This window comes from Nocardia vermiculata NBRC 100427 (assembly GCF_001613265.1).
GTDB lineage: Bacteria > Actinomycetota > Actinomycetes > Mycobacteriales > Mycobacteriaceae > Nocardia > Nocardia vermiculata.
Genome location: NZ_BDCA01000020.1, coordinates 75195 through 100492 on the forward strand (window position 1 = coordinate 75195; position 25298 = coordinate 100492).

28 protein-coding genes are annotated in these 25298 nt (G+C 67.4%); 22 read left to right on the forward strand and 6 right to left on the reverse strand.

Features of this window, described 5'->3' with window-relative positions; translation table 11 throughout:
• The first annotated feature begins 29 nt into the window (after nucleotides 1–29).
• The 7 genes from NV2_RS20665 (at nucleotide 30) to NV2_RS20690 (ending at nucleotide 5779) form a co-directional block, all read left to right on the forward strand.
• Entirely contained in the window at nucleotides 30–875 is an 846-nt protein-coding gene (locus tag NV2_RS20665) for a sugar phosphate isomerase/epimerase family protein (protein WP_084475192.1), read from the forward strand.
• 59 nt (nucleotides 876–934) lie between these two features.
• Complete coding sequence (locus NV2_RS20670; RefSeq protein ID WP_084475181.1) at nucleotides 935–1822, forward strand: thioesterase family protein; 888 nt, start codon at nucleotides 935–937, stop codon at nucleotides 1820–1822.
• 96 nt (nucleotides 1823–1918) lie between these two features.
• A complete protein-coding gene (gene proC / locus NV2_RS20675) occupies nucleotides 1919–2737 on the forward strand; it encodes a pyrroline-5-carboxylate reductase (protein WP_067876914.1) in 819 nt (272 codons plus the stop codon).
• A gap of 178 nt (nucleotides 2738–2915) precedes the next feature.
• Nucleotides 2916–3143 (forward strand): helix-turn-helix domain-containing protein, encoded by a 228-nt coding sequence (locus NV2_RS20680; protein WP_067877125.1) that lies wholly within the window; start codon nucleotides 2916–2918, stop codon nucleotides 3141–3143.
• A 254-nt stretch (nucleotides 3144–3397) separates the two neighbouring features.
• Nucleotides 3398–3499, forward strand: a complete 102-nt coding sequence (locus NV2_RS30965) for a 30S ribosomal protein bS22 (RefSeq protein WP_003402602.1) — start codon at nucleotides 3398–3400, stop codon at nucleotides 3497–3499.
• Between the two features lie 241 nt (nucleotides 3500–3740).
• Complete coding sequence (locus NV2_RS20685; protein WP_067877127.1) at nucleotides 3741–4772, forward strand: NAD-dependent epimerase/dehydratase family protein; 1032 nt, start codon at nucleotides 3741–3743, stop codon at nucleotides 4770–4772.
• Nucleotides 4769–5779: a lysophospholipid acyltransferase family protein gene (locus NV2_RS20690; protein ID WP_067876917.1), complete on the forward strand. Its 1011-nt coding sequence runs from the start codon at nucleotides 4769–4771 to the stop codon at nucleotides 5777–5779. The genes NV2_RS20685 and NV2_RS20690 overlap by 4 nt, the downstream gene beginning before the upstream one ends.
• 30 nt (nucleotides 5780–5809) lie before the next feature.
• Here NV2_RS20690 and NV2_RS20695 read toward each other — a convergent pair whose 3' ends face one another.
• Nucleotides 5810–6847, reverse strand: a complete 1038-nt coding sequence (locus tag NV2_RS20695) for an HAD family hydrolase (protein WP_373863598.1) — start codon at nucleotides 6845–6847, stop codon at nucleotides 5810–5812.
• Between the two features lie 80 nt (nucleotides 6848–6927).
• Complete coding sequence (locus NV2_RS20700) at nucleotides 6928–7188, reverse strand: glutaredoxin family protein (RefSeq protein WP_067876920.1); 261 nt, start codon at nucleotides 7186–7188, stop codon at nucleotides 6928–6930.
• Between the two features lie 274 nt (nucleotides 7189–7462).
• Between NV2_RS20700 and NV2_RS20705 the strand changes: the two genes are divergently transcribed.
• Genes NV2_RS20705 through NV2_RS20720 form a run of 4 tightly spaced genes read left to right on the forward strand, consistent with a single transcriptional unit; the run spans nucleotide 7463 to nucleotide 12439 of the window.
• Entirely contained in the window at nucleotides 7463–8374 is a 912-nt protein-coding gene (locus NV2_RS20705; protein ID WP_067877135.1) for a redox-sensing transcriptional repressor Rex, read from the forward strand.
• Entirely contained in the window at nucleotides 8371–9759 is a 1389-nt protein-coding gene (locus NV2_RS20710) for a glutamyl-tRNA reductase (RefSeq protein ID WP_067876923.1), read from the forward strand. Before NV2_RS20705 ends, NV2_RS20710 begins: the two co-directional genes overlap by 4 nt.
• A 59-nt stretch (nucleotides 9760–9818) precedes the next feature.
• Nucleotides 9819–10871: a hydroxymethylbilane synthase gene (gene hemC / locus NV2_RS20715; RefSeq protein WP_067877138.1), complete on the forward strand. Its 1053-nt coding sequence runs from the start codon at nucleotides 9819–9821 to the stop codon at nucleotides 10869–10871.
• Nucleotides 10868–12439: a bifunctional uroporphyrinogen-III C-methyltransferase/uroporphyrinogen-III synthase gene (locus NV2_RS20720; RefSeq protein ID WP_067876927.1), complete on the forward strand. Its 1572-nt coding sequence runs from the start codon at nucleotides 10868–10870 to the stop codon at nucleotides 12437–12439. The genes hemC and NV2_RS20720 overlap by 4 nt, the downstream gene beginning before the upstream one ends.
• Before the next feature lie 84 nt (nucleotides 12440–12523).
• Here the strand turns inward: NV2_RS20720 and NV2_RS20725 are convergent, their stop codons facing one another.
• Nucleotides 12524–12859: a hypothetical protein gene (locus tag NV2_RS20725; protein WP_157102996.1), complete on the reverse strand. Its 336-nt coding sequence runs from the start codon at nucleotides 12857–12859 to the stop codon at nucleotides 12524–12526.
• Nucleotides 12860–13323: 464 nt separating this feature from the next.
• Between NV2_RS20725 and hemB the strand changes: the two genes are divergently transcribed.
• From hemB to NV2_RS20750, 4 genes are all read left to right on the forward strand, one after another.
• Nucleotides 13324–14301 (forward strand): porphobilinogen synthase, encoded by a 978-nt coding sequence (gene hemB, locus NV2_RS20735; protein ID WP_067876940.1) that lies wholly within the window; start codon nucleotides 13324–13326, stop codon nucleotides 14299–14301.
• On the forward strand, nucleotides 14298–14816 hold the full coding sequence (locus NV2_RS20740; RefSeq protein ID WP_067876943.1) for a hypothetical protein: 519 nt from the start codon (nucleotides 14298–14300) through the stop codon (nucleotides 14814–14816). Before hemB ends, NV2_RS20740 begins: the two co-directional genes overlap by 4 nt.
• A gap of 369 nt (nucleotides 14817–15185) precedes the next feature.
• A complete protein-coding gene (gene mce1N / locus NV2_RS32330; RefSeq protein WP_245662709.1) occupies nucleotides 15186–16007 on the forward strand; it encodes a transport-regulating membrane protein Mce1N in 822 nt (273 codons plus the stop codon).
• Nucleotides 16007–16243, forward strand: a complete 237-nt coding sequence (locus NV2_RS20750; RefSeq protein WP_067876945.1) for a hypothetical protein — start codon at nucleotides 16007–16009, stop codon at nucleotides 16241–16243. Before mce1N ends, NV2_RS20750 begins: the two co-directional genes overlap by 1 nt.
• A gap of 9 nt (nucleotides 16244–16252) precedes the next feature.
• Here the strand turns inward: NV2_RS20750 and NV2_RS20755 are convergent, their stop codons facing one another.
• Complete coding sequence (locus NV2_RS20755) at nucleotides 16253–16636, reverse strand: hypothetical protein (protein ID WP_067877143.1); 384 nt, start codon at nucleotides 16634–16636, stop codon at nucleotides 16253–16255.
• A 209-nt stretch (nucleotides 16637–16845) separates the two neighbouring features.
• Between NV2_RS20755 and hemL the strand changes: the two genes are divergently transcribed.
• The 6 genes from hemL (at nucleotide 16846) to ccsB (ending at nucleotide 22990) form a co-directional block, all read left to right on the forward strand.
• On the forward strand, nucleotides 16846–18150 hold the full coding sequence (hemL, locus tag NV2_RS20760; protein ID WP_373863599.1) for a glutamate-1-semialdehyde 2,1-aminomutase: 1305 nt from the start codon (nucleotides 16846–16848) through the stop codon (nucleotides 18148–18150).
• An 89-nt stretch (nucleotides 18151–18239) separates the two neighbouring features.
• A complete protein-coding gene (locus NV2_RS20765; protein ID WP_067877146.1) occupies nucleotides 18240–18845 on the forward strand; it encodes a histidine phosphatase family protein in 606 nt (201 codons plus the stop codon).
• Between the two features lie 26 nt (nucleotides 18846–18871).
• Nucleotides 18872–19450 carry a TlpA disulfide reductase family protein gene (locus tag NV2_RS20770; protein ID WP_067877149.1) on the forward strand — a complete coding sequence of 193 codons (579 nt, stop codon included), beginning with the start codon at nucleotides 18872–18874 and terminating at the stop codon, nucleotides 19448–19450.
• A complete protein-coding gene (locus NV2_RS20775) occupies nucleotides 19447–20283 on the forward strand; it encodes a cytochrome c biogenesis CcdA family protein (protein WP_067876948.1) in 837 nt (278 codons plus the stop codon). Before NV2_RS20770 ends, NV2_RS20775 begins: the two co-directional genes overlap by 4 nt.
• A gap of 8 nt (nucleotides 20284–20291) precedes the next feature.
• Nucleotides 20292–21995 (forward strand): cytochrome c biogenesis protein ResB, encoded by a 1704-nt coding sequence (resB, locus tag NV2_RS20780; RefSeq protein ID WP_067876949.1) that lies wholly within the window; start codon nucleotides 20292–20294, stop codon nucleotides 21993–21995.
• Nucleotides 21996–21997: 2 nt separating this feature from the next.
• On the forward strand, nucleotides 21998–22990 hold the full coding sequence (ccsB, locus tag NV2_RS20785) for a c-type cytochrome biogenesis protein CcsB (RefSeq protein WP_067876950.1): 993 nt from the start codon (nucleotides 21998–22000) through the stop codon (nucleotides 22988–22990).
• 10 nt (nucleotides 22991–23000) lie between these two features.
• On the opposite strand, the gene NV2_RS20790 is transcribed toward ccsB, so the two are convergent.
• Nucleotides 23001–23636, reverse strand: a complete 636-nt coding sequence (locus NV2_RS20790) for a transcriptional regulator (protein ID WP_067876951.1) — start codon at nucleotides 23634–23636, stop codon at nucleotides 23001–23003.
• Nucleotides 23633–24019 carry a MarR family transcriptional regulator gene (locus tag NV2_RS20795; RefSeq protein ID WP_067877152.1) on the reverse strand — a complete coding sequence of 129 codons (387 nt, stop codon included), beginning with the start codon at nucleotides 24017–24019 and terminating at the stop codon, nucleotides 23633–23635. The genes NV2_RS20790 and NV2_RS20795 overlap by 4 nt, the downstream gene beginning before the upstream one ends.
• A 59-nt stretch (nucleotides 24020–24078) precedes the next feature.
• Between NV2_RS20795 and NV2_RS20800 the strand changes: the two genes are divergently transcribed.
• Entirely contained in the window at nucleotides 24079–25272 is a 1194-nt protein-coding gene (locus NV2_RS20800; RefSeq protein ID WP_067876954.1) for a PEP/pyruvate-binding domain-containing protein, read from the forward strand.
• Nucleotides 25273–25298: the final 26 nt, after the last annotated feature.

Here is a 25298-nt window from a genome sequence, read left to right on the forward strand (position 1 = left end):
ACAGCGATCAGGCGGGGACCGGCGTTCGGGTGGGTTTGTCGACGGCGTCGGTCTACCCGGAGAATACCGAGGCGGCGTTCCGGTACGCCGCCGAGCTGGGCTACGACGGGGTGGAATTGATGGTCTGGGCCGAACCGGCCAGTCAGAGCATCACCACGATCCGGTCGTTCGTGCGGCGCTATGCCGTGCCGGTGCTGGCGATACACGCGCCGTGTCTGCTGATCTCGCAGCGGGTCTGGGGGGCGGATCCGGTGTCCAAATTGGAGCGCAGTGTGCGCACCGCCGAGGCGCTGGGTGCCTCGACCGTGGTGGTACATCCGCCGTTTCGGTGGCAGCGCCGTTATGCGGAGAGTTTCGCCGAGCAGGTCGGCGAACTCGAGCAGAGCGGTCCGGTCGTGGTTGCGGTGGAGAACATGTTCCCGATGCGCGCCGATTCTCTGTTCGGCCGTCGCGCGGGTTCGGCCCGCCGGCTGGAACGCCGTGGTGGACCCGGGCTCGCTGTGACGACGTTCAGCCCGTCCTACGATCCGACCGACACCGGATACCGGAACTACACGCTGGATCTGTCCCATACCGCCACGGCCGGAATGGACCCGCTGGCACTGGCCGACCGTATGGGTAGTGGTCTGGCGCATCTGCACCTGGCCGACGGCAGCGGCGCCGCGCACGACGAGCATCTGGTGCCGGGCGAAGGTGCACAGCCCTGTGTGGAGGTCTGTGAATCGCTGGTGCGTAACGGTTTCACCGGCCACGCGGTCATCGAGGTGAACACCCAGAACGCTCGCACCACCGCCGACCGCGCCGCCATGCTCACCCGCGCCCTGACCTTCGCCCGAACCCACCTGAACAACCGGCCCGCGCTGGACCGGCGTTAGCCTCTATACGCTGTAAGGGCCGGACCGGTCCGACTTCCGGCGTAGCGAGAGGAGCTCGAGTGACGGCCACGACGTCGTATTCGTCCCGCCCGGATGTGGTCGATGCGCCGTTCAGTCGCGTCTGCGCGCTGACCGAGCTGGAGATCTCCGGTGATACCGCTCGCTACGGTGGCGTGATCGATCCGGTCTGGACGATCGGCTCCAAATTGCACGGCGGCACGATGGTCGCGGCATCGGCTGCCGCCGCCGTGGCGCGGCTGCGTACCGCGCATCCGGGGCTGGCGGAGATGTTCCCGGTATCCGCGAGCACCGATTTCCTGGGCGCACCCGATCCGGGTGCGGTCGAATTCGAGGTTCGTATCCGCAAGACGGGCCGCCAGATCTGCTTGGTGGACGCCGACCTGGTGCAGGGCGGACGCCCGCTGGTGCATTCGGCGTTCACATTCGCACATCTGGAGGGCACCGATCCGGCGTACCGCCGCGAGGTGGTCGCCGATATGCCGCCGGAGCCCCCGGCCGGGGCGATCGGCTACGAGAAGGATTCCCCGATGGGGCGTCTGGTCAATGTCGCCCAGGGCGCCGATGTGGCGATCGATCCGCAGTGGGCACGGTTCCTGTCCGGTGAACACGGCGAGCCGCGGCTGCGGTTGTGGATCAGGCCGCGCGATGCCGACGCGAGCGATCCGGACGTGGCCGCGTACTTCGCCATGATGGCCGGCGATATGAGTCCACCGGTGCCCGCGAATCTGGGTCACTTCGGCTGGGCGCCGACGGTACAGCTCACCACCTATCTGCGGCGTCGCCCGGCGCCGGGATGGCTGCGGGTGATCGCGACCGCCCAGGAGATCGGTGAGCGCATGTTCGACGAGGATCAGTTGGTACTCGACAGCACCGGCGCGGTGGTGGCACAGACACGCCAGCTGGCATTGATTCCGCTGCCGCGCTGACCCGGCGCCACCCTGCCGGTGGGGTCGCGATCGAAGGGGCGGATCTGCTCGCCCCTGTCCGGTGTCGGCGCCGCCACACGGATAGCCTCTACTGCCATGACGAGAATTGCGGTGATCGGTGGCGGACGGATCGGCGAGGCGTTGATTGCCGGCCTGCTCGAGGCCGGCCGGCCGGGTAAGGACCTGGTCGTGGTCGAGATGGTGGCGGCCCGCGCCCAGGTGTTGAGCGAGCGTTTCGGTATCCGGGTCACCGACAGTCTGGCCGAGGCAGCGGCGGGGGTGGACGTGCTGGTGGTTGCCGTCAAACCGCACGACGTGGATGCCGTGGTGACCGAGTTGGGCAAGCTCGAACTGGACAACGATCGAGATCAGGTCCTGGTGTCGCTGGCGGCCGGTGTCACCACCGCTCGGGTGGAGTCGAAGTTGCCGGCGGGTTTCCCGGTGGTCCGGGTGATGCCGAATACCCCGATGCTGGTCGGCCAGGGGATGAGCGCGATCGCGGCCGGCCGCCACGCCAAGGCCGATCAGCTGGAGATGGTGTCGGAGTTGCTCGGTGCCGTGGGCAAGGTCGTGACCGTCACCGAGAGCCGGATGGACGCGGTGACCGCGGTCTCGGGTTCCGGGCCCGCCTATTTCTTCCTGGTGGTGGAGGCCATGGTGGAGGCCGGTGTCGGGATGGGCCTGACTCGCGACGTGGCCAAGGAACTGGTGGTTCAGACCATGCTGGGTTCGGCGGCACTACTGGAGGAATCCGGTCAGGACCCTTCGGAGTTGCGGGCGGCGGTGACCTCACCGGCGGGCACCACGGCGGCGGCGGTGCGCGAAATGGAGCGCGCCGGGCTGCGCTCGGCGTTCTGGGAAGGGTTGAATGCGGCCCGGCAGCGCTCGGTCGAACAGGGTGCGACCGGCGAGTAACCACGGTGTGGCCGGCTGGGGCTGTCACCGGTCGATGTGACATCGGCTGGTGACAGTGCTATTTCTCCCACCCGTCGCAGCAATCCCACTGGTCACGCTAAGCTCGAGGTAGCACGTGCGTGTCTGTTCCGCCGGTGGGGAAGCCGGCGGCGCGGACGTGCCGGAGGTCAGTGACGCGATGATGTCTGGAAACAGCTCTGCTAGTTCCGGTCCCGTCCTGGGCGGCGGAGGAACACAGTTCCTCACTGTCGCCGAGGTGGCAAATCTCATGCGGGTTTCCAAGATGACGGTGTACCGGTTGGTTCATTCGGGAGAACTACCCGCTGTCAGAGTGGGGCGATCGTTCCGGGTGCACGCGAAGGCGGTGCACGACTACCTGCAGACGTCGTACTTCGATGCCGGCTGACGCCGGTGTTCGATAGTTCGGCACGTCAGCGGGAGCGGCGGCCGGCGGTGACCAGGAACGGGCACAGATGGTGCCCGTTTCGTTCGCCGTGGGTCGGCCCGGTACGATGAACCACCGTTGTGTTACCCGCTGCCGTTGCCTCGGTATCGGCAGCTGAACACTGGTTGCAGGCGGCCCGCCGAGCGAACCGGAAGATGGGCGTACGTAACCGGCGTGCGTGCCGAGGGTAGAGAGAGAACGCGAGGAACAACCCTATGGGTTCTGTGATCAAGAAGCGCCGTAAGCGGATGTCGAAGAAGAAGCACCGCAAGCTGCTTCGTCGCACGCGTGTGCAGCGTCGTAAACTCGGCAAGTAAGCCTTACGCGCTGAAAAATCGAATCGAAAGCCCGCTGTCGAGCCTCGACGGCGGGCTTTTGCTTCGTCCAACTTAATTTCGCGTTAGAACCCGGTTAACCCCTCGGCGGCCTCGGAATCTGCCGCTAGTCTGGTATCGGGGAACTCGGCCAAGCAGGGGTGTGCAGGTGGGATTCGGCGAAGGTTCGGACAGGCGGGACAGCGCGGCGACCGGTAGAAGTGACCGGCCGCCCACCGTTGCGCTGGTCACCGGCGCTAGCAGGTTCTTCGGCGGTAATGTCGTCACCCGGCTGGTCGCCGATCCCGCGATCGAACGGGTCATCGCGGTCGATACCCGGATGCCCAGCCATGATCTGCTGCGGCGGATGGGCCGCGCCGAGTTCGTTCGCGCAGACATTCGAAACCCTTTGATACGCAAGGTGATCGAGCGGAATCAGGTCGACACCGTGGTACATCCTTCGGTGCTGTCGCGTCCGCCCGCCGGTGGTGGCCGCGCGGCGATGAAGGATTACAACGTCTTCGGTGCCATGCAATTGATGGCGGTGTGCCAGAAGGCGCCCGGTGTACGTCGCGTGGTACTTCGTTCGTCCTCGGCAGTGTACGGCTGCGGTCCGAAGGACCCGGCGAAATTCACCGAGGAAATGAGTGCACGCACACCGCCGAGTGGATGGTTCGCGCGCGACATGATCGAGGTGGAGGCTTTCGCTCGCGGGCTGGCGCGCCGGCGCCCCGATATCGCCGCGGCGATACTCCGATTACCACCGATTGTGGGGCCCTGCCTGGCGGGGCGGGGTGTGCAGTATTTTCGTTCCCCGATCACACCGACGATTTTCGGTCGCGACCCGCGTATGCAGTTCTTGCACGAAGAGGATGCGATCGACGCGCTGGCCCATGCCGCATATTCCGCACCGGGCGGAACCTTCAATGTCGCGGGGGACGGTGCATTGGCATTGTCGCAGGCCATCCGCCGGGCCGGCCGCGTCGAATTACCAGTACCCATGAGTGTCTTCCAAACGGTGGGCCGGTCGTTCATGGGCCCGGTGATGCGTGAGTTCACCACCGAGCAGATCGACTATTTCCACTTCGGCTGTGGATTGGACACCACGAGAATGCGCACCGAACTCGGCTTCGCACCGCGCTGGACGACGGTGCAGGCGTTCGACGATTTCATCGGGGGCGCAGCGTTGCGACCCGTCATCGATCCGAACTGGATCGCCGCTGCAGAGAACAGACTCCTCGGCCTCGTCGGGGCCGAGACGGGAGCACATAGATGAACGACGTGGCCAAAGTCATTCACCTGCACGATACGGATTTCGAAACACGCCCACGGCCGGTTACCCGGCGCTGGCCCGGTGATTCCGCAGTGCAACCGGTGACATCACTGACCGAGCGGCTCGCCGAGGCAGCACCGCCACGCACGCTGGGAGATATGGTCCGGGGTGCGGTGGCGGAGGGAATTCGCGGCGGCGCGGAATTTGCTCGACGTCGGCTCACCGGCGATTATCCGGTCGATGAATTCGGCCTCGACGAACACTTGCTCGAGTCGGTGATTCTGCCCGCGCTGCGTCCGTTGTCGGAGTTGTGGTTCCGGGTCGAGGTCAACGGCATCGAGAACATCCCGTCGTCGGGCGGGGCCCTGGTGGTGTCGAATCATGCCGGTGTGGTGGCCCTCGACGCGCTGATGCTGCAACTCGCGGTGCACGACCGTCATCCGGACCACCGCCCGCTGCGGCTGCTGGCCGCCGACCTGGTGTTCGAACTGCCGGTGGTCGGTGGTATCGCGCGCAAGGCGGGACATACGCTGGCCTGCCCCGCCGATGCCGAGCGGCTGCTGCGGTCGGGCGCTGTGGCCGGTGTTTTCCCCGAGGGCTTCAAGGGCATCGGTAAGCCCTACTCCGAGCGCTACAAGCTCCAGCGCTTCGGGCGAGGCGGGTTCGTGTCGGCGGCGGTGAAGACAGGGACGCCGATCATTCCGTGCTCGATCGTCGGTTCCGAGGAGATCTATCCGAAGCTCGCCGACCTCAAACCGCTGGCTCGGCTGCTCGGACTGCCGTATTTCCCGGTGACACCGACCTTCCCGCATCTGGGACCGCTCGGGGTCGTCCCGCTACCGTCGAAATGGACCATCGAATTCGGTGCCCCGATCTCCACCGGCGAGTATTCGGCCGAGGCCGCCGACGATCCCATGACCATGTTCGAGGTCACCGATCAGGTTCGTGAAACCATTCAGCAGACGCTCTACAAACTGCTCACCAAGCGGCGCAATCCGTTCACCGGCTGAACCGGCCGCCGCGGATGCGGCGGCCGATGTTCACGCGTGCTGTTCGCGGCGCCGGGTCAGCACGGCCGCCGCGGCGCCACCTGCCGCACCCAATGCCAGTGCGGTCGGAACACCGATTTTCGCGGCCTTGCGGCCGGTGCGGAAATCGCGTATCTCCCAGCCGCGATTCTTCGCCACTTCGCGCAGGTCCGAATCCGGATTGATGGCCACCGAGGTGCCGGTCAGCGACAACATCGGGACATCGTTGTGGCTGTCGGAATATGCCGTGCAGCGCTTGAGGTTGAGTCCCTCGCGAATGGCCAGGGTACGTACCGCGTGGGCCTTGCCGAGGCCGTGCAGAATATCGCCGACCAGGCGGCCGGTGAAGACACCGTCGACACTTTCGGCGACCGTGCCCAGGGCGCCGGTCAGACCCAGTCGTTTCGCGATGACCTGAGCCAGCTCCACCGGTGTGGCGGTGACCAGCCAGACCTGCTGGCCGGCATCCAGATGCATTTGCGCCAATGCCCGGGTACCCGGCCAGATCTTGTCGGCGATGATTTCGTCGTAGATTTCCTCGCCCAGCTCGGCCAGTTCGGCGGTGGACCGGCCGGCGATGAATGCCAGCGCCTTTTCCTTTCCGCTGGCCATATCGCCCTGGCTTTCCTTCCCGGTGACCCGGAATTTCACCTGCTTCCAGGCGATATCGGCCAGATCCGAGGTCCGGAAATATTTCCGGACCGCAAGTCCCCGGGCAAAATGCACAATCGAGGCGCCCTGCACCATCGTGTTGTCCACATCGAAGAATGCGGCGGCAGTCAGATCCCGTGGCGGGCGTGCGTGCGGCGGCAATTCCGACGCGGATTCGGCCGTATCGGTTTCCGCCAATTCCGCGTCGTGCAGCGCGAGGGCCGCGTCCGCGCTGGCCTCGCCGGCGAGATTGGCGCGAACCTCTTCCTCACTGGGCCCGAACGGACTGCGCGCGATCCGTGTGAGCTGGTCCGACAAGCCTTGCCCCCAGCGGGCCGGGAATTCGCCGAACCTGCCCGCGATGAAACCCGTCCTCGCATCTTTCGATCGTTCCGGCACCAGTACCTCCGCTGTTCGCGCGATCACTCCAACATTAGCCGAGCGAAGCGCTGTTCCGATGGCTGCTCGTGGATGTGTGCTCAGTGACTCAAATCGGCGCGTAAGCGGGGCTCGTCGACATCGAAGTAACTGTGTTCACGGCCGTCCAGCAATACCACCGGCAGCCGGTCTCCGAACTCGGCACGCAGCGACGGATCGGTGGCCGCGGCCGCGTCGACGTCGATCGTTGCCGGCTGCAGACCGAAGTCGGCGCAGATCGCACGTAACTGCGTCAGCGCGACCGTGCACATGGCGCAGCCGTCGCGGGTCAGCAAAGTCACCGAATGTGTGGCGGTACTCATGCCGCCATTAAATGCCACGCCGCCGACAGAGTCGCCATTACCCGCTGAACAGGACGGAACAGTGTGATGAGTGGAGAGTGACTGAATTCACCGACTTTGTGCAGGGCTTCACAAGCGGTTACGGTGGGGAGCGAGCGACCCGCCTAGCCGCTGGCGGCGGACGCACCGCACCCGTGTACGAAAACGGATCCGAAGACCGATGCCTACCCCCGGCGTCGGCGGTGGACAAGCGAAGCCCGGATATCATCCCCGGCCGGACGAGGAGCCGAACGACGTGACAGAGCAGCATGAGACGCCCAGTGGCGCCTCCGGCAGAGCTCTGAACAGCGTTTCCGGCAAATCCATCAATAAGGACATCCCGCAGGCGACGGTGACCCGACTGGCCACCTACCTCCGAGTCCTCGCCGTCCTGGCCGACGAGGGTGTGCTCATCGTATCGAGTGAAGAACTCGCTGTCGCGGCGGGTGTCGGTTCGGCCAAGCTACGCAAGGATCTATCCTTTCTCGGCCCCAACGGAGTTCGGGGGGTCGGCTACGACGTGGCAAAGCTGCGCGCGCGGGTCGAGGACGTCCTCGGTCTGGCCGACGGGCACCGCGTGATTCTGGTCGGCGCCGGAAATCTGGGCCGTGCCCTGGCCGGCTACGGCGGATTCTCCCGGCGCGGCTTCACCACCGTCGGCATCTTCGACAACGATCCGGAATCGGTCGGCGCCTCGGTCGGTGGCCTGCGGGTGCGCGATACCGCGGAACTGCACAGCGCGGTTGCGGACCTGCGGCCCACGATCGCCGTGGTGACCGTGCCCGACTCCGCCGCGCAGAGCGTCTGCGACGAACTCGTCGAGGCCGGTGTGCAGTGCATTCTCAGCTTCTCCCCGGTGAATCTCGCGGTCCCCGCGACCGTCGAGGTGCGCCGGGTCGATCTCGCCGTCGAACTGCAGATGTTGTCGTTCGAGCGGGCCCGCAGCGCTGATCTCGAATCCGTGGACGGGCCCGCCGCCGTCGGCACTGAGCGGCCTGCCGCTGCTGTCGGCTCCGAGCGGCGTGCGGCGGGGGAGACCGTGCGCGCGGCATCCACCTCGATCGGTCGCCGGGTCGCCGGTCGCGCCGCCCGTCAGTCAACTCCCCGTCAGACAACCTCGCATTCGGCAACGGAGCCAACCAGCAAGGGATCGGTGGTCGCACCATGAGCGTGCTTCTCGTCGGAATTTCGCATCGCAGCGCCCCGGTTGCGGTGCTCGAGAAGGTGGCGGTCACCGAGGAAGACAGGCCCAAGTTCACGGACCGGATGCTGGCCTCGCAGCATGTCTCCGAGGCGATGATCGTCTCCACCTGCAACCGCGTCGAGATCTACGCCGTGGTCGACGCGTTCCACGGTGGTCTCGCGGAGGTCGGTGATCTGCTGGCGAAGCATGCGGATCTGCCACTGCCGGAACTCACCAAGCATGCGTACGTCCGCTACGGCGAAGCCGCGGCCGAGCACCTGTTCGCGGTGGCCAGCGGCCTGGATTCGATGGTCGTCGGTGAGCAGCAGGTCTTGAGCCAGATCCGTGCGGCCTACGCCGCGGCCGATGCGCAACAGGCCGCCGGGCGCACCATGCACGAGCTGGCGCAGCACGCACTGCGCGTCGGTAAGCGAGTGCATTCGGAGACCGGTATCGACCGGGCCGGCGCCTCCGTCGTTTCGGTGGCGCTGGACCGTGCCACCGCAATTCTGGGCGATCTGACCGGGCGGACCGCGGTGGTGGTCGGCGCGGGCGCGATGGGCAGTCTCTCGGTGGCGCATCTGGCGCGTGCCGGAATAGGCCGGATCGTGGTGGTCAACCGCACTCTCGATCGTGCCGAGCGCCTCGCCGCCACCGCGACCACGATGCACGGCGCGCCCGCCGGCGCAGTGGAGCTGTCGAACCTGGTCAACGCCATGGCCGACGCGGACCTCGTCATCACCAGCACCGGTGCGGTCGGCACGGTGGTCAGTCTCGCCGATGCCCACCGGGCGCTGAACGTCTCGCGGGCCGGACATCAGATGGTGATCTGCGATCTGGGCCTGCCCCGCGATGTGGATACCGCGGTGGCCGGGCTGCCCGATGTGTCCGTCATCGATATGGAGACCCTGCAGCGGGACCCCGCGGCCGGTGTGGCGGCGGACGACACCAGCGCCGCCCGTGGCCTGGTCGCCGAGGAGCTCGCCAAGTACCTGTCCGGTCAGCGGATGGCGGAAGTCACCCCGACCGTCGCGGCGCTGCGGCAGCGCGCGGCCGAGGTGGTCGAGGCCGAACTCATGCGGCTGGAATCCAAGCTTCCCGATCTGGACGATCCGCAACGTGAGGAAGTGGGCCGGACGGTGCGCCGGGTGGTGGACAAACTGCTGCACGCGCCCACGGTCCGGGTCAAGCAGTTGGCCTCGGTGCCGGGCGGCGGCAGTTACGCCGAGGCATTGCGCGAATTGTTCGAATTGAAACCTGGTGCGGCACAAGCTGTTGCGGCACCCATGGAAATCGCCACCGTCGGCGGCGAATTGGCCGACGATTTCACAACGAGCCATCTCGGAGACGAACAGGGGCATCCGCAGTGAGCGCTGATACGGCCGTCGCCATCGGAGACTCCACCGAGGTCGGCACCCAGGAGCAGAACATGACTCGACGTGGCACCACCGATGTGCCGTGGCGGATCGGTACCCGCGGCAGCGTTTTGGCCATGACACAGGCCGGTACCGTGCGCGATGCACTCATCGCCGCCGGGCAGAACGCCGAACTGGTGGTCGTGAAGACCGCCGGTGACAAATCCTCCGATCCGGTCGCGAAGATCGGCGTCGGAGTATTCACCGCGGCCCTGCGTGAGGAATTGGCCGCGGGCGCTGTCGATATCGCGGTCCACTCCTACAAGGACCTGCCCACCGCGTCGGATCCGCGGTTCACCATCGCCGCGATTCCGCCGCGCGAGGACCCCCGCGACGCACTGGTCGCCCGTGACGGGCTGGTACTGGGTGAGTTGCCGGCCGGATCCGTCATCGGTACCTCCGCCCCCCGGCGGGCCGCGCAGTTGCGGGCGCTGGGGCTGGGCCTCGAGATCGTGCCGCTGCGCGGCAATATCGACACCAGACTTCGTAAGGTCGCCGAGGGTGAACTCGACGCCGTGGTGATTGCGCGGGCCGGGCTGTCCCGCGTCGATCGCCTCGGCTCGGTCACCGAGGCACTGGAACCGGTGCAGATGTTGCCGGCACCGGCCCAGGGCGCGCTCGCGGTCGAATGCCGCAGCGAGGAAAGCGATCTCGTGACCATCCTGTCCGCCCTCGACGATGCGGGCACCCGTGCCCGGGTCGTCGCCGAACGTGCGCTGCTGGCAGAACTCGAGGCCGGTTGCACGGCACCACTGGGCGCGTTGGCCGAGATCGTCGAGTCATTGGACGATGATGGCCGGGTGTTCGAGGAACTGTCGCTGCGCGCAGGCGTGGCGGCGATCGACGGTTCGGACGTGATCCGGGCCTCGACGGTCGGCTCGCTCGCGGATGCCGAGCAGCTGGGCCGCGATCTGGCGCGTGAACTCCTGGATCTGGGCGCGCGCGACCTGTTGGCCGTGGAGGCCGACGGCGACCTGCCGGCCGCAGCGGCACACGGCGACCTGCCGGCCGCAGGGGCCGATAACACCGACTTCACCAATTCCAGCCCGATGGAGAACAAACCATGAGCGAGCGCAGCCGTGCCACCAAGAAGCATCCCGGACGGATTCTGTTCGTCGGGTCGGGTCCGGGTGACCCGGCGCTGCTCACGGTCCGTGCCCGCGAGGTACTGGGACGAGCGCGTCTGGCGTTCACCGACCCCGACGTGGACAAGGGCGTGCTGGCCATGATCGGCACTGCCGTGGAACCGGGACCGGAGGGCGAATCCGCCGTGGACGTGCGCCCCGCCCTCGGCGAGCCCACCGAGGTGGCCAAGACACTGGTGCACGAGGCCCGCGCCGGACACGATGTGGTGCGGCTGGTCTCGGGCGACCCGATGACCACCGATTCGGTGATCGCCGAGATCAACTCCGTCACCCGTTCCCATATGACCTTCGAGGTGCTGCCCGGGCTGCCCTCGGGTGCCACCGTCCCGGCCTATGCGGGGATCGCGCTGGGTTCCTCGCACACCGAGGTCGATGTGCGCGGTGATGTCGACTGGGCCGGGGTCGCCTCCGCCCCCGCGCCACTGATTCTGCACGCCACCTCCGGCCATCTCGCCGAAACCGCGAGTGCGCTGGTGGAGCACGGTCTCGCGCCGCAGACGCCGGTGGCGGTGACCGTCCGTGGCACCACCCGCCAGCAGCGCACCATCGAGGCGACGCTGGCCACCTTGAATTCCGCAGCATCCGAACTGGTCGGGCCGCTCGTGGTCACGGTCGGCAAGGAGGTCGAGAAGCGGGCGAAGATGTCGTGGTGGGAGTCGCGGGCACTGTACGGCTGGACCGTGCTGGTGCCGCGGACCAAGGAGCAGGCCGGCGAGATGAGCGAGAAGCTCGTCATGCACGGCGCCATCCCGATGGAGGTCCCGACGATCGCGGTCGAGCCGCCGCGCAGCCCCGCGCAGATGGAGCGCGCGGTGAAGGGACTGGTCGACGGCCGCTATCAGTGGGTGGTGTTCACCTCCACCAACGCGGTGCGCGCGGTGTGGGAGAAGTTCGGCGAGTTCGGACTGGATGCGCGGGCCTTCTCCGGTGTGAAGATCGCGTGTGTGGGTGAGGCGACGGCCGACAAGGTGCGGTCCTTCGGTATCACGCCTGAACTGCTGCCCAGCGGTGAGCAGTCCTCGGAAGGACTGCTGGCCGACTTCCCGCCCTACGACGATGTTTTCGATCCGGTGAATCGGGTGCTGTTGCCGCGCGCCGACATCGCCACCGAAACCCTGGCCGAGGGTCTGCGTGACCGGGGCTGGGAGATCGACGATGTCACCGCGTACCGGACCGTGCGTGCCTCGCCGCCGCCCGCGGAGACCCGCGAGATGATCAAGACCGGTGGTTTCGACGCGGTGCTGTTCACCTCCTCGTCCACGGTCCGGAATCTGGTGGGTATCGCCGGAAAGCCGCACGCGCGCACGATCGTTGCCTGCATCGGCCCCAGGACCGCCGAAACGGCCGTCGAATTCGGTCTGCGCGTGGATGTGCAGCCCGAGCTGGCTCAGGTCGGCCCGCTGGTCGACGCCCTGGCCGAGCACGCCGCCCATCTGCGCGCCGAGGGCCTGCTGCCCCCGCCGCGCAAGAAGAGCCGCCGCAGCCGCTGAGCGTGCCCGAATCACGTCCGTGCCCGCGATTGCCGACCAGGCAGTCGCGGGCACAGCGTGTTTTCGGCGTGACGTGTGCACCGTTCACACCCGGCGCACACGCATGAAGTCGCGGACGAGACTGCAGGTCTTGTTCGACGGCGGGCGGATGCCGACTGTTTCGGCAGTATCGCGGATGGTGTGGTTGTCGGCCAGGTTGGCGCGGTAGACGCCGGAGTCGAGCAGCGCGATGGCCAGGCGCATCGCCTTGAGCCGGCGGTTGTGCATGATGTACCAGGACCGTGGACGACCGGCGGGCAGCGGCTGCTTCGTGAGCGGAATGTAGGGGTCGATGCGCCCGGGCAGCGGCATTGCGGTGGTGCCGGCTGCGGGTGCGGTGGTTGTCGTCGTCGGTGCGGTGGGTGTGGGCACGGTGGACATCGGAATCCTCCCCTTCATAGCGGGACGCACCGGGACAAGTCGCGGCAGACGACCGAAGGCGGGACGGGTGTGGACCGACGAACCGTCCCGCCGCCGATCATTGTCGCCGGCACACCATGGGCAGTGGTGCACCGGCCGAGCCTGTTCGACTGTTGGCGAATCCCCTCGAACACATCTTCGATTCTACCGGAGGGTGCCGACAAAAACGATGCCTGCACAACGATTTTCGGTCGTCGGCGCGCAATCGGATCCGGTGCCGTCCGAGTCGGGGCGGTGCCGGATCGCGACGGTGCCGCAGTGCGCATCGAGTGCGGACCGCGACGGTGCTGAGGCGTCCGATCGCGGCGGTGTCGCAGTGCCTGTCTGCGGCGGTCTCGCAGTGGCTCGGGCGGTCGCTGTGATCCAGGTTGCTACCCGGTGGAGGTGGCCGTGACCTGCCCGGTGCCGGGGCGTATCGTGCGGTTATGACCGGATTGGACCGCCCGCGGCGGTTGCGTCGTACCCCCGCGATGCGTCGCCTCGTCGCCGAAACCACCTTGGAACCAAGGCATTTGGTGCTTCCCATGTTCGTCGCCGACGGACTGGCCGAACCGCGTGAGATCAGCTCGATGCCGGGGGTGTTCCAGCATTCGATGGATTCCCTGCGCAAGGCCGCAGTGGAGGCGGCGTCGGCGGGTGTCGGTGGCCTGATGCTGTTCGGTGTGCCGCGGCCGGAGGACAAGGATGCGGTGGGCAGCCAGGCCAGCGCACCGGAGGGCATTCTCAACCGCGGCCTGCGGGCGCTGGCCCAGGAGGTCGGTGGCGATACGGTCGTCATGGCCGATACCTGTCTGGACGAGTTCACCGATCACGGACACTGCGGCGTCCTCGCCGCCGATGGTGCGGTGGACAACGACGTGACCCTGGATCGCTATGTCGAGATGGCCCTCGCGCAGGCCGCGACCGGTGCCGAACTGCTCGGCACCAGCGGCATGATGGACGGCCAGGTCGGTGCGATCCGTGCCGGACTGGACGCCGCCGGATACACCGATACCGGGATCCTCGCCTACGCGGCGAAGTACGCCTCCGCCTTCTACGGGCCGTTCCGTGAGGCCGTGGGCTCGTCGCTGAAGGGCGACCGCCGCACGTATCAGCAGGACCCCGCCAACCGCCGGGAATCCCTGCGCGAGCTGGAGCTGGATCTGGCCGAAGGCGCCGACATCGTGATGGTCAAGCCGGCCATGTCGTATCTGGATATCCTGCGGGATGTAGCCGATCACTCGACGGTTCCGGTCGCGGCCTACCAGATCTCCGGCGAATACTCGATGATCACCGCCGCCGCCGAGCGCGGCTGGATCGACCGGCGCGGTGCGATCGAGGAATCGCTGCTCGGAATCCGGCGGGCGGGTGCGGATTTCGTCCTTACCTACTGGGCCACCGAGGCCGCACACTGGCTGTCGTGAACCCGGCGCCACTGCCGGCCGAGTCCGGTACCCCATCCAGACCCGAAGATGTGCGCACCGCCTGCCAGCTGTGGTGGGGCGTGGTGGCGCTGGGCATCCTGCGCCTGATCGTCGGCGCGGTCGACGGCCTCGGCAACCGGCACGAGATGGCCCGGTCCTTCCAGGACCAGCTGCGCGACGAGCAGTCGGAGTTCAGTCTGCCGCAGCTGGAGTTGGCGGTCACGATCCTCGAGGTGCTGATCCTGGTCTTCGGCCTGGGCGTCGCGGTCGGTGCGGTCGCGGTCGTACACCAGCTCGGGCTCGGAAGGCTCTGGGCTCGAACGATCACGGATATGGCAACCGTTGTCCTGGTCTTCGGTGCGATCGGTTCACTGTTCGGGCTCGGGTCCGTCTCCGGCGGTGCGACGATGCTCACCGGGGCCGTCGCCATCTTGCAAGCTGTCCTTGCTGGTGGTGCTGTATTTCTTTGTCGCAGAAAGGATTCCGCAGCGTACTTTCTCGCGAACGGGCGCTGAGTCCGGTGCGGAATTTGTCACATCCGGGCCGAGATGTATGGTGAGGGTTGTCACAGAGAGCTCGGGAACTGAAAGTCGTTGGTTGTGCGTTTTAGCTCGGATGGGGTTTTTCGATCGGTGGCCACATCGATCGGTCACCACGCCGGGTATGCGGTACAGATGGCTTCGGTGGATCGGAGACATCGATGCGCGTGGTGATTCAGCAACGGCAAAGTGTTCGACGCGACGTTGTGGTGATGGGTCTGTTGCTGCTTTTCGCGGTACTCACCCTGGCAGTCCTGCTGCTCCCGGGTACGGTCGGCTGACTTCACCGCCGCCCGCTCGGCTGTTCGCGCAAGGCCGCATGCGCGTCGTATTCGGAGGTTTTGCGTGAACGACGCCCATCCCGTTGTGACCCCAGCGCAGGAGCCGGTGCTGTTCAGCGAGCCCGGCGGCCGCTGGCGTACGGTTACCTACGGCCCGCTGCTCTGCCTGATCGTTCTGATTCTGGAATTGGTCATCGGGCGTGGTGCCATCCACTGGTTCGGTCTCACCTTCTGCGCGGCACTGCTCGCCGGATTCGTTGCCCTGCAGGTCGTGGCTGGCAGACGGCACGTCAGCGTCGAGCTCACCGAATCGAGCCTGCGCCAGGGCACCGAAACGGTGGCGCTGGATTCCATTGCGCGAGTCTTTCCGGAACACGACGACGAATCCTGGGACGACGATTCCTGGCAGTCGGCGCGCGCGCTGGGCGAACTCACCGGCGTGCCACGGCGGCGCACCGGGATCGGCTTGAAGATTCGCGGTGGCGGGATGGTGCAGGCCTGGGCACGCGATCATCGAGAACTCCGGGCGCAGTTGACTACCGCCGTGGAGCAGGCAGCCGAGAAGCGAGCGGCGAAGCCCGGGGAACCCGGCAAGCCGGCCGAATCGACGAAGGCGGCCGCGTCGAAGAAATCGACATCGAAGCAGGCACCGAAAGCGGCGAAATCACAGCAGTCCGGGCAACCACGGGACGGTGGGACCGACCCCGACAACGGCGGGCACACCGCGCGGCCCGCGACGTCCGCGAAGCCCGCCGAGCCTGTTTCCCCGGGCGCCGACACCGCTGTTTCCCCGCGCGCCGACGGCGCTGCCGCTCCGCGTGCGAATGCCCCCGCGGTATCTTCGACCAGCGAAGTGCGTACCGAGAGCGAGGAGGAGGCCGGTTGATGCGGCGGGTGTGGATCGCGCTCGATCTGCTGCTGGTGGTGGTGTGCGCGGTGGCCGCGGTGCCGAGCTGGCGTCAGGGCGTCCACACCACCTGGTTCGCGGCAGTCGGTGACCAGCCGGCCTTCGAATCCACGCACTACACCGGCCCCTGGCTGGCTCTGGCCGCACTACTTGTCGCCGCCGCGGGACTTGCCGCTATCGATCTGGTGGTGCGCTGCGCGGTACAGCCGCGGTAGCTCTCGCCGTCAGCCCCACCGCTGGTAGACGTCGAGCAGTCGGGTGCCGTGCGATCCCGGGGCGTTCACCAGCACCACGATGCTGCCGTCGGGACGGTCCGCCGCTTCCATGATCACCTGCCGCAGCGAGGCGTGTACCGCGCCGTCGGGACTGTGATAGAGCTCCGAATCGGGTTTCAGGCCCGCGCCGATCCGGTCCGGCGGCACGACCATGGTGACCAGTGCCGGAATCGGTCCGTCGGCGACGGCACCGGTCTCCTCGTGGCTGAGCATGATTCCGGCCCGGCCCTGGTCCGGTTGGACGATCGGTTCGACGGCTGCTGCCTGGGTCGCGGCCACGACCGCGCCGGCGAGGGTCGTCATCAGGGCTGCTCCGAATACCGCTGTACGCATGAACCCTCCCGGCTCGCGCATGAGTGTGGGGTTTCGAGATTACGCAGCGACGCTCGCGCGGGGCCGGTTTCGGGACGAAATGCGGGCGGCGTGTTGCCCGCCCGGACCTGTGCGTTGGCTCACCCAACTACACCCTGTCGTCGACGCCCGCGGCGGGTGCTGAGACACTGGTTCTCGTGAGTTCTTCTCCGCGCGTGAACCAGGTAAACGTGCCGATCTCCGCCCAACTCTTCGAACGGGCCGCCGCAACTATTCCCGGCGGTGTGAACTCGCCTGTGCGGGCCTTCGATTCGGTCGGCGGCACCCCGCGTTTCATCACCTCGTCGCGAGGTTGCACCCTGACCGACGCCGACGGCAACGACTATGTCGACCTGGTGAGCTCCTGGGGTCCGATGATCCTCGGTCATGCGCATCCGGCGGTCGTCGATGCCGTGCAGCGGGCCGCGACCGGGGGGCTGTCCTTCGGCGCCCCCACGGAAGGGGAAATCGAGCTGGCCGAGGCCATCGCCGCGCGGGTCGATCCGGTGCAACGGGTGCGCCTGGTGAATTCCGGTACCGAGGCCACCATGAGCGCGGTGCGTCTGGCGCGCGGTTACACCGGCCGGAGCAAGGTCGTCAAATTCTCCGGCTGCTATCACGGGCATGTCGATGCACTCCTGGCCGACGCCGGTTCCGGGGTCGCCACCCTGGGCCTGCCCACCTCGCCCGGGGTGACCGGTGCGCAGGCCGCGGACACGATCGTGCTGCCGTACAACGATCTCGACGCGGTGGCCGCGGCGTTCGCCGAATATCCGGACCAGATCGCCTGTGTGATCACCGAGGCTGCCGCCGGAAATATGGGCGCGGTGCCGCCGCTGCCCGGTTTCAACGCCGGTCTGCGCCGGCTGACCAGCCAATACGGTGCCCTGCTCATCATGGACGAGGTGATGACCGGCTTCCGGGTCAGCGCGTCCGGCTGGTACGGCCTGGATCCGGTCGAGGCCGATCTGTTCACTTTCGGCAAGGTGATGAGCGGCGGTCTGCCTGCTGCGGCGTTCGGTGGCCGCGCCGAGGTGATGAATCATCTCGCACCGGTCGGCCCGGTGTACCAGGCCGGCACACTGTCGGGTAATCCGGTGGCGGTCGCCGCCGGGCTCGCCACACTGCGCGCCGCCGATGCCGCGGTGTACGCCGCGCTCGATCGCCATGCGCAACGCCTCGGTTCGTTGTTCACCGAGGCCCTCACCACGGCAGGCGTCCCCCACACCGTCCAGTTCGCGGGCAATATGGTGAGCGTGTTCTTCTCCGAGGATCCGGTCACCGACTACGCCACCGCCAAAGCTTCCGACACCTGGCGTTTCCCGGCCTTCTTCCACACCTTGCTGGAAGCCGGTATCTACGGGCCGCCGAGCCCGTTCGAGGTCTGGTTCGTTTCGGCCGCGCTCGATGAGGACGCATTCGACCGCATCGCGACCGCACTGCCCGCCGCTGCTGCGGCAGCCGCGGCCGCCACACCCGAAGGATCCCGAGCGTGAGCGAACCACCGAAAGCAGGGACGGATTCCGGGAGTATCCCGGCACTGCCCGGCGATGTCGCCTCCGATACCGAAACCATCGTGCACGTGATGCGTCACGGTGAGGTGCACAACCCGAAGGGCATCCTCTACGGCCGGCTACCGGGTTTCCACCTGTCGGTGACGGGCCGGTCGCAGGCGACCACGGTGGCGCGCACCCTCGCCGATCACGATATCCGTCTGGTGGTGGCCTCCCCGCTGCAGCGCGCGCAGGAGACCGCAGCGCCGATCGCGGCCCGCCACGATCTCACGGTGCGTGGTGACGACAACCTGATCGAGGCCGGCAACACCTTCGAGGGGCTGCGGGTGTCGGTCGGCGACGGCGCGCTGCGCAAACCACGGCACTGGTGGAAGCTGCGCGATCCGTTCACCCCGTCGTGGGGTGAGCCGTATCTGCAGATCGCACATCGCATGCTGGCCGCGGTCAACAAGGCCCGGGTGGAGGCCGCCGGACACGAGGCCGTGGTGGTGTCGCATCAGCTGCCGGTGTGGACGTTGCGGCGCTTCCTCGAGGGCAAGCGGCTGTGGCACGACCCCCGGCAGCGGCAGTGCTCCCTGGCTTCGCTGACCTCGCTCGTGTACCAGGGCGATACCTTGATCGACATCGTGTACTCCGAGCCCGCTGGTGGCTCGGACCCCATGGTGACCGGGGCGTGAGCGGGGCGGTCCGGCGTCTGCTGCCGATGTTGCTGGCTTGCGTGGCGGTCGTCGCCGCGCTGGCCGGTTGTTCTTCGGGCAAGGATGCGGTGGCCCAGGGCGGAACCTTCGATTTCGTATCGCCCGGCGGTAAAACCGACATCTTCTACGACCCGCCGGACACCCGCGGCACCATCGGCAAGCTGGCCGGGCCGAATCTGGTCACCGGGGACAAGATCTCAGTGGACGACTTCCCGAATCAGGTTGTCGTGCTGAACCTGTGGGGGCAGTGGTGCGGTCCGTGCCGGGCCGAGGCGCCCGCCCTGGAGCAGGTCTACGAACAGTCCAAGGACAAGGGCGTCGCGTTCCTGGGGATCAATGTGCGTGACTATCAGCAGGCCCGGGCCCGCGATTTCGTGATCGACAACAAGGTCGGTTACCCCTCCGTCTACGACCCCGAGATGCGTACCCTGCTCGCGCTCGGCGGCAAATTCCCCACCAGTGTCATCCCGACCACCCTGGTGCTCGACCGGCAACATCGCGTCGCCGCGGTCTTCCTGCGGTCACTGCTGGCCGAGGACCTGCAACCGGTGGTGGACCGGGTCGCCGCGGAGGGCCGGCAGTGACGGTTCTGGCTGCTCCGGCATTGGCCTCGGTGGGTGATTCGTTCCAGCAGACCGCTGCGTCCGGTCCGCTGCTGCTCGCGCTGGGCGCCTGCGTGCTCGCCGGACTGGTGTCGTTCGCCTCGCCGTGCGTGGTGCCGCTGGTGCCGGGCTATCTGTCGTATCTGGCCGGAGTGGTGGGCGCCGAGGCGCCGCCGGTGACCGTGGACGAAGCCCAGGGCACTCGTACCGCAGTGGCACTGCGCGCCGGACGGATGCGGGTCGCTGGTGCCGCCGGGCTGTTCGTGGCCGGCTTCACCGTGGTGTTCGTGCTGGCCACCGCGACCGTATTCGGTGTCATCCAGACCCTGAACGTCAATCGTGAACTGCTGCAGCGCATCGGTGGTGTGGTCACCATCCTGATGGGCCTGGTGTTCCTCGGACTGGTCCCGATGTTGCAGCGTGACACCCGGATGCACCCGCGCCGGCTCACCGGAGTCGTCGGTGCGCCGTTGCTGGGTGCGGTCTTCGCGCTCGGCTGGACGCCCTGTCTGGGGCCGACACTGTCGGGCGTGATGGCGGTGTCCGCCGGAACCGAAGGCGCGACCGCGGCCCGCGGTGTCGCCCTGATCGTGGCCTACTGCCTCGGGCTGGGGCTGCCGTTCGTGATTCTCGCGTTCGGCTCCGTCACTGCACTGCGCGGGGTCGGCTGGCTCCGCCGCAATTCACGCACCATCCAGATCATCGGTGGCATCCTGCTGGTCGCCGTTGGTATCGCGCTGGTCACCGGTATGTGGGACCAGTTCGTCGGATGGATCCGCAATGTATTCATCTCCCAGGTAACCCTGCCGATCTGAGCCGCCCGATGACTGCCACCAAGACCTCCCCGCCCCCCGCCGCCACACCGCCGCGGCAATCACTGCCGCGCCGGGGGCTGGCACTGCTACGCAACACCTGGCGCGGGCTCACCAGTATGCGCACCGCGCTGATGCTGCTGTTCCTGCTGGCACTGGCCGCCATCCCGGGAGCATTGCTGCCGCAGCGCAGTCTCAACGCGCAGAAGGTCGACAAGTACATCGCCGATCGCGGCATGCTCGGTCCGTGGATGGACCGGCTGCAGCTGTTCGACGTGTTCTCCAGCTTCTGGTTCACCGCGATCTACGCCCTGCTGTTCGTCTCGCTGGTGGGCTGCATCGTGCCGCGCGTCTTCGATCACTACAAGGCGCTGCGCACCCCGCCGGTCATGGTGCCGCGCAACCTGGGTCGGCTGCCGCACCACGACACGACCACGGTCGACGGCACTCCGGCCGAGGCGATCGAGCAGGCACAGCGGGGACTGCGGGGCTGGCGCGTGGTCACCCGTGACGAGAACGAGGTGCGCAACGCCCGTCCCGGCGAGGTGACCCTGTCCGCGGAGAAGGGCTACCTGCGCGAGCTCGGCAACCTCGTCTTCCACCTGGCCCTGGTCGGTCTGCTGGTGGCGGTGGCGGCGGGCAAACTGTTCGGCTACGAGGGCAATGTCATCGTGGTGGCCGACGGTGGACCCGGATTCTGCACCACCTCACCGGCGGCCTTCGACTCGTTCCGGGCCGGGCAGGTCAACGACGGCACCGGACTTACACCGATCTGCGTGCGGGTCAAGGATTTCGACGCCGACTACCTACCCAACGGGCAGGCGGAGATGTTCACCGCGAACATCGAATACCAGACCGGCGAGGATCTGACGAACGACACCTGGCGTGACACCACGATCCAGGTCAACCATCCGCTGCGCGTCGCCGGTGACCGGGTCTACCTGCAGGGGCACGGGTACGCGCCCACGTTCACCGTCACCTATCCGGACGGGACGAAGCGCACCCAGACGATCCAGTGGCGCCCCGACGACGCGACCACCTTCCTGTCCAGCGGTGTGATGCGCTTCGATCCGCCGGGCGGCATGTACCCCGACGAAACCGAGCGGCGTAAGAACCAGCTCGCGATCGAGGGCCTGTTCGCCCCGACGTCGTTGATGCACGGAAACCTGCTGACCTCCTCGTATCCCGAGATGCGGGATCCCGCGGTAGCGATCGACATCTATCGCGGCGAGACCGGCCTGGACACCGGACGGGCGCAGTCGCTGTTCGCACTCGACGGGGAGATGATCAAGCAGGGCCGGCTGGTCAAGCAGGAGCGGGTGAATCTGCAGCCGGGAGAATCGTCGACCCTGTCCGACGGGACCAAAGTGACGTTCGACGGTGCGAAGGAATTCGCGAATCTGCAGGTCTCGCACGACCCGGCGCAGAACTGGGTGCTGGTGTCCGCGGTACTGATGATGGCCGGGCTGCTGGTCTCGCTGCTGGTGAAGCGCCGCCGCATCTGGGTGCGCGCCTATCCGCAGGACCCGGACGACGACGGTTCCGATAAACGACGTACTGTAGTAGAAATGGGTGGGCTGGCCCGCACGGACCAGGCCGGCTGGGGCGGTGAGTTCGACCGCCTGCGAACACGGCTGCTGGGTTCGGACTCCACAGCAGGCGCCAACCCCACAGAGCAGCGCCCGGTCACCCGGACCGAGAGCACGGGAGAGTGAACATGCCGATCGACGAGACCCTCGCCGGTTACAGCAATCTCGCCTTCAAGACGGCGTTCGTCGTCTACCTGCTGGTACTGGCGATGTTGATCGTGCAGTACGCCTCGGCGAAGAAGAAGGTCACCACCGCGCAGGAACGTGAGCGCGAACTGGTGGGTGCGGGTGCGCCCGGTGCTGCGGGTGCCGAGCGGCCGCAGGTCCCGGGACGCATCGAGCCGGTCGCCAAGCGCTCGCTGCCCGAACAGTTCGGCAACATGGCTTTCGCGGTCGTGTTCGTGGCCGTCGGTCTGCACGTGGCCTCGATCGTGCTGCGCGGCTTCGCGACTCACCGCTTCCCGCTCGGCAACATGTACGAGTTCATCACCATGGCGACGGCCGCCGCGGCCGTCACCGGCCTGGTATTCATCAACGAGCGCCGCTACCGCTCGATGTGGGTCTTCCTGCTGGTCCCGATCCTGATCCTGATGTTCCTGGCCGGGCAGGTCCTCTACGCCGACGCCGCGCCCGTGGTGCCCGCACTGAAGTCCTACTGGCTGCCGATCCACGTCACCATTGTCAGTATCGGCAGCGGCATCTTCATGCTGTCCGGTATCGCGAGCATGCTGTTCCTGCTGCGCATGCATCAGCAGGAGGGTAAGGAGTCGAGCAACCTGCTCGGTATGCTCGCCCGCCGCCTCCCCGATGCCCGCACCCTGGATCGCCTCGCCTACCGCACCACCATCGTCGCCTTCCCGCTGTTCGGCACCGGCATCATCCTCGGCGCCATCTGGGCCGAATCCGCCTGGGGCCGCTTCTGGGGCTGGGACCCGAAGGAAACGGTCTCCTTCATCGCCTGGGTCATCTACGCCGCCTACCTGCACGCCCGCGCCACCTCCGGCTGGCGCGAAACCAAGGCCGCCTGGATCAACGTGGCGGGCTTCGTGGCGATGCTGTTCAACCTGTTCATCATCAACATCGTGGTGAGCGGGCTGCACAGCTACGCCGGCCTGAACTGACGCCGGCGGTTCACATCTCGTTGCCTCGGTCGATGCCGAGGGTGGCGATGAGGTCTTCGTGGAGCTGGAACCAGACTCGGTGGCACGAGTCGAGGTCGGTCTTGTCGATCCATTCGGGCTGCCCGTTCCGAGCCCGGTGTAATGCGGAATCGTAACGGGCCGAGTAACCGTCGAATCTGCCCAGGACGGCCGACAGGCGTTCGGTCACGGGGGCCAGTTCGCCGCCGAGTGCGGTGAGTTCGTCGAGGACACGCTCGTCCCAGCGGTGGTCGGTGTGCTCGTTCGGGGCGAACTTGTCGGACTCCGTCGGCCTGATCTGCCAGTCGGTGACGGCACGTAGCAGGCGGGCGTTGAGTGGACGGAAGTCACGGTAGACCGCGGCGACGGCGTGTTCCGGGTCGGCGGTGCGGCGTTCTGCGGCGAGCCGACGTTCGTTCTCCGCTTTGCCCGAGTCGGTCAGTGACCAGCCGTCGAGGTCCGCGAACGCGACATGCTGGACCCAGCCTGCACCCGCTGCCTCGTGTAGTGCCCGGGCGGTGGCGTCGCGACCGGTCTCGAAACGGTCCCCGATCGCGGTACTGCCGGCGAAGCCCAGCAGCCGCACCGCGTGCAGGATGAGCAGTTCCGGCGTGGACCGATATGTCATGACTGCTTGTCCTGTCGTGCGCTGAGTCGGTTGACGTATTGCTGGACTGCCTGCGGTGAACGAAAGCCCATCGCTTCGGCAATCTGTGCCCAGGTCAGTCCCTCGTTTCGAGCAGTGAAGAGCAGTCCGATCTCCACGCCGTCCAGCTCCGCCCGGGCCGCCGGGAGCAGTGTGAGAGCGCCCAGGAGCTCGTCCGGGGTGAGCTCGGCGGAGCGCCAGAGCGCGTACTGCGTCAGGTCGACCGCGGTCGGCGGGACGGGGGCCGGACGCCACGGCCGCGGCTCGAGTTGATCTGCACCCCGGTTCAGCAGCCGCTGCTGGGCATCGCGCTCGCGTTGCCACTGCGCCTGGTCGGCGCCCGCGATGTCGTGCTTGCGTTCCATGCCGCCCATCCTGCTAGCATCAACGAAATGTTGTCAACATTGTGTTGAAAGCTGGTGTGATGCTGACGGCGCTTTCGGATGCGACCCGTTCGACCTGCGGCGGTAAAGCGGCGACGCTGGGTGTGCTGTTGCGTGCCGGGGTGCCGGTGCCCGAGGGATTCGTGGTAGCTGCGTCGTCGGTCGCGGAAACCGTCGCCGGCACCCGGCCCGAGATCGTCGCCGGCGCCCGGCCCGAGGTCGAGGCCGGGCTGCGCTCGGCGATCACTCGCGCGCTCGACCGGCTGGGGGATCCTGTGGTCGCGGTGCGCTCGTCCGCGAGCGACGAGGACGGCCGACACGCGTCGGCGGCGGGCCAGTACGAGAGTGTCGTCGGTGTGCGCGGCAGCGACGGCGTATGCGCGGCTATCACCACCTGCTGGGATTCCGCCCGCGCCGCACGGGTCGCCGCCTACCGGCGGCAGACCGGTCAGGACAACGCTCCCGGAATGGCGGTGCTGGTGCAGCGCGTGATCGAGGCCGAGGTATCGGGCGTGCTGTTCACACCCCAGCGTCCGGGCGGATCGACCCGGATCGAAGCCGCGTGGGGGCTGGGCCTCGCCGTCGTCAGCGGGACCGTCACACCCGACAGCTATGACGTGACAGCGGACGGCGATGTCGATTGTGTGGTCGGCAGCAAACGAACCCGGATCGACCTGACCCCCGAAAGCGGCGGCGTCGGTACGAGCCTTGTGGGGGAACAGGCGCGCACCGCGCGAACACTGCAGGACAGCACGGTGCGGGTGCTGGCGGGGATGGGACGCCGGATCGCGGCGATGCTCGGCGGTCCGCAGGATATCGAGTGGGCGATCGCAGACGATGCGATCTGGATCCTGCAGGCGCGCCCGATCACAGCCGCCGTGCCGGCGAGCCGCACCGTCGATCAGGTCGTCCCCAGCCGGGCATTGGCCGGAGTGCCGGGCTCTCCCGGACTCGTGACCGCGACCGCGCGCATCGTCGGGAGCCCGGACGACTTCCACACCGTCCGTCCCGGCGACGTCGTGATCTGCCCCTGCACCGATCCGGCCTGGACACCGCTGTTCACCATCGCCGCCGGTGTCGTCACCGAGACCGGCGGCGCACTCTCGCACGCCGCGATCGTTGCCCGTGAATACGGCATCCCCGCCGCGCTCGCCATCCCGAATGCGACGACCCACATCCGCAGCGGCGATCGGGTCGCCCTGGACGGCACCGCGGGGACGATCACCGTCCTCTGATCCCACCGAGAAAGGACAACGGGAGC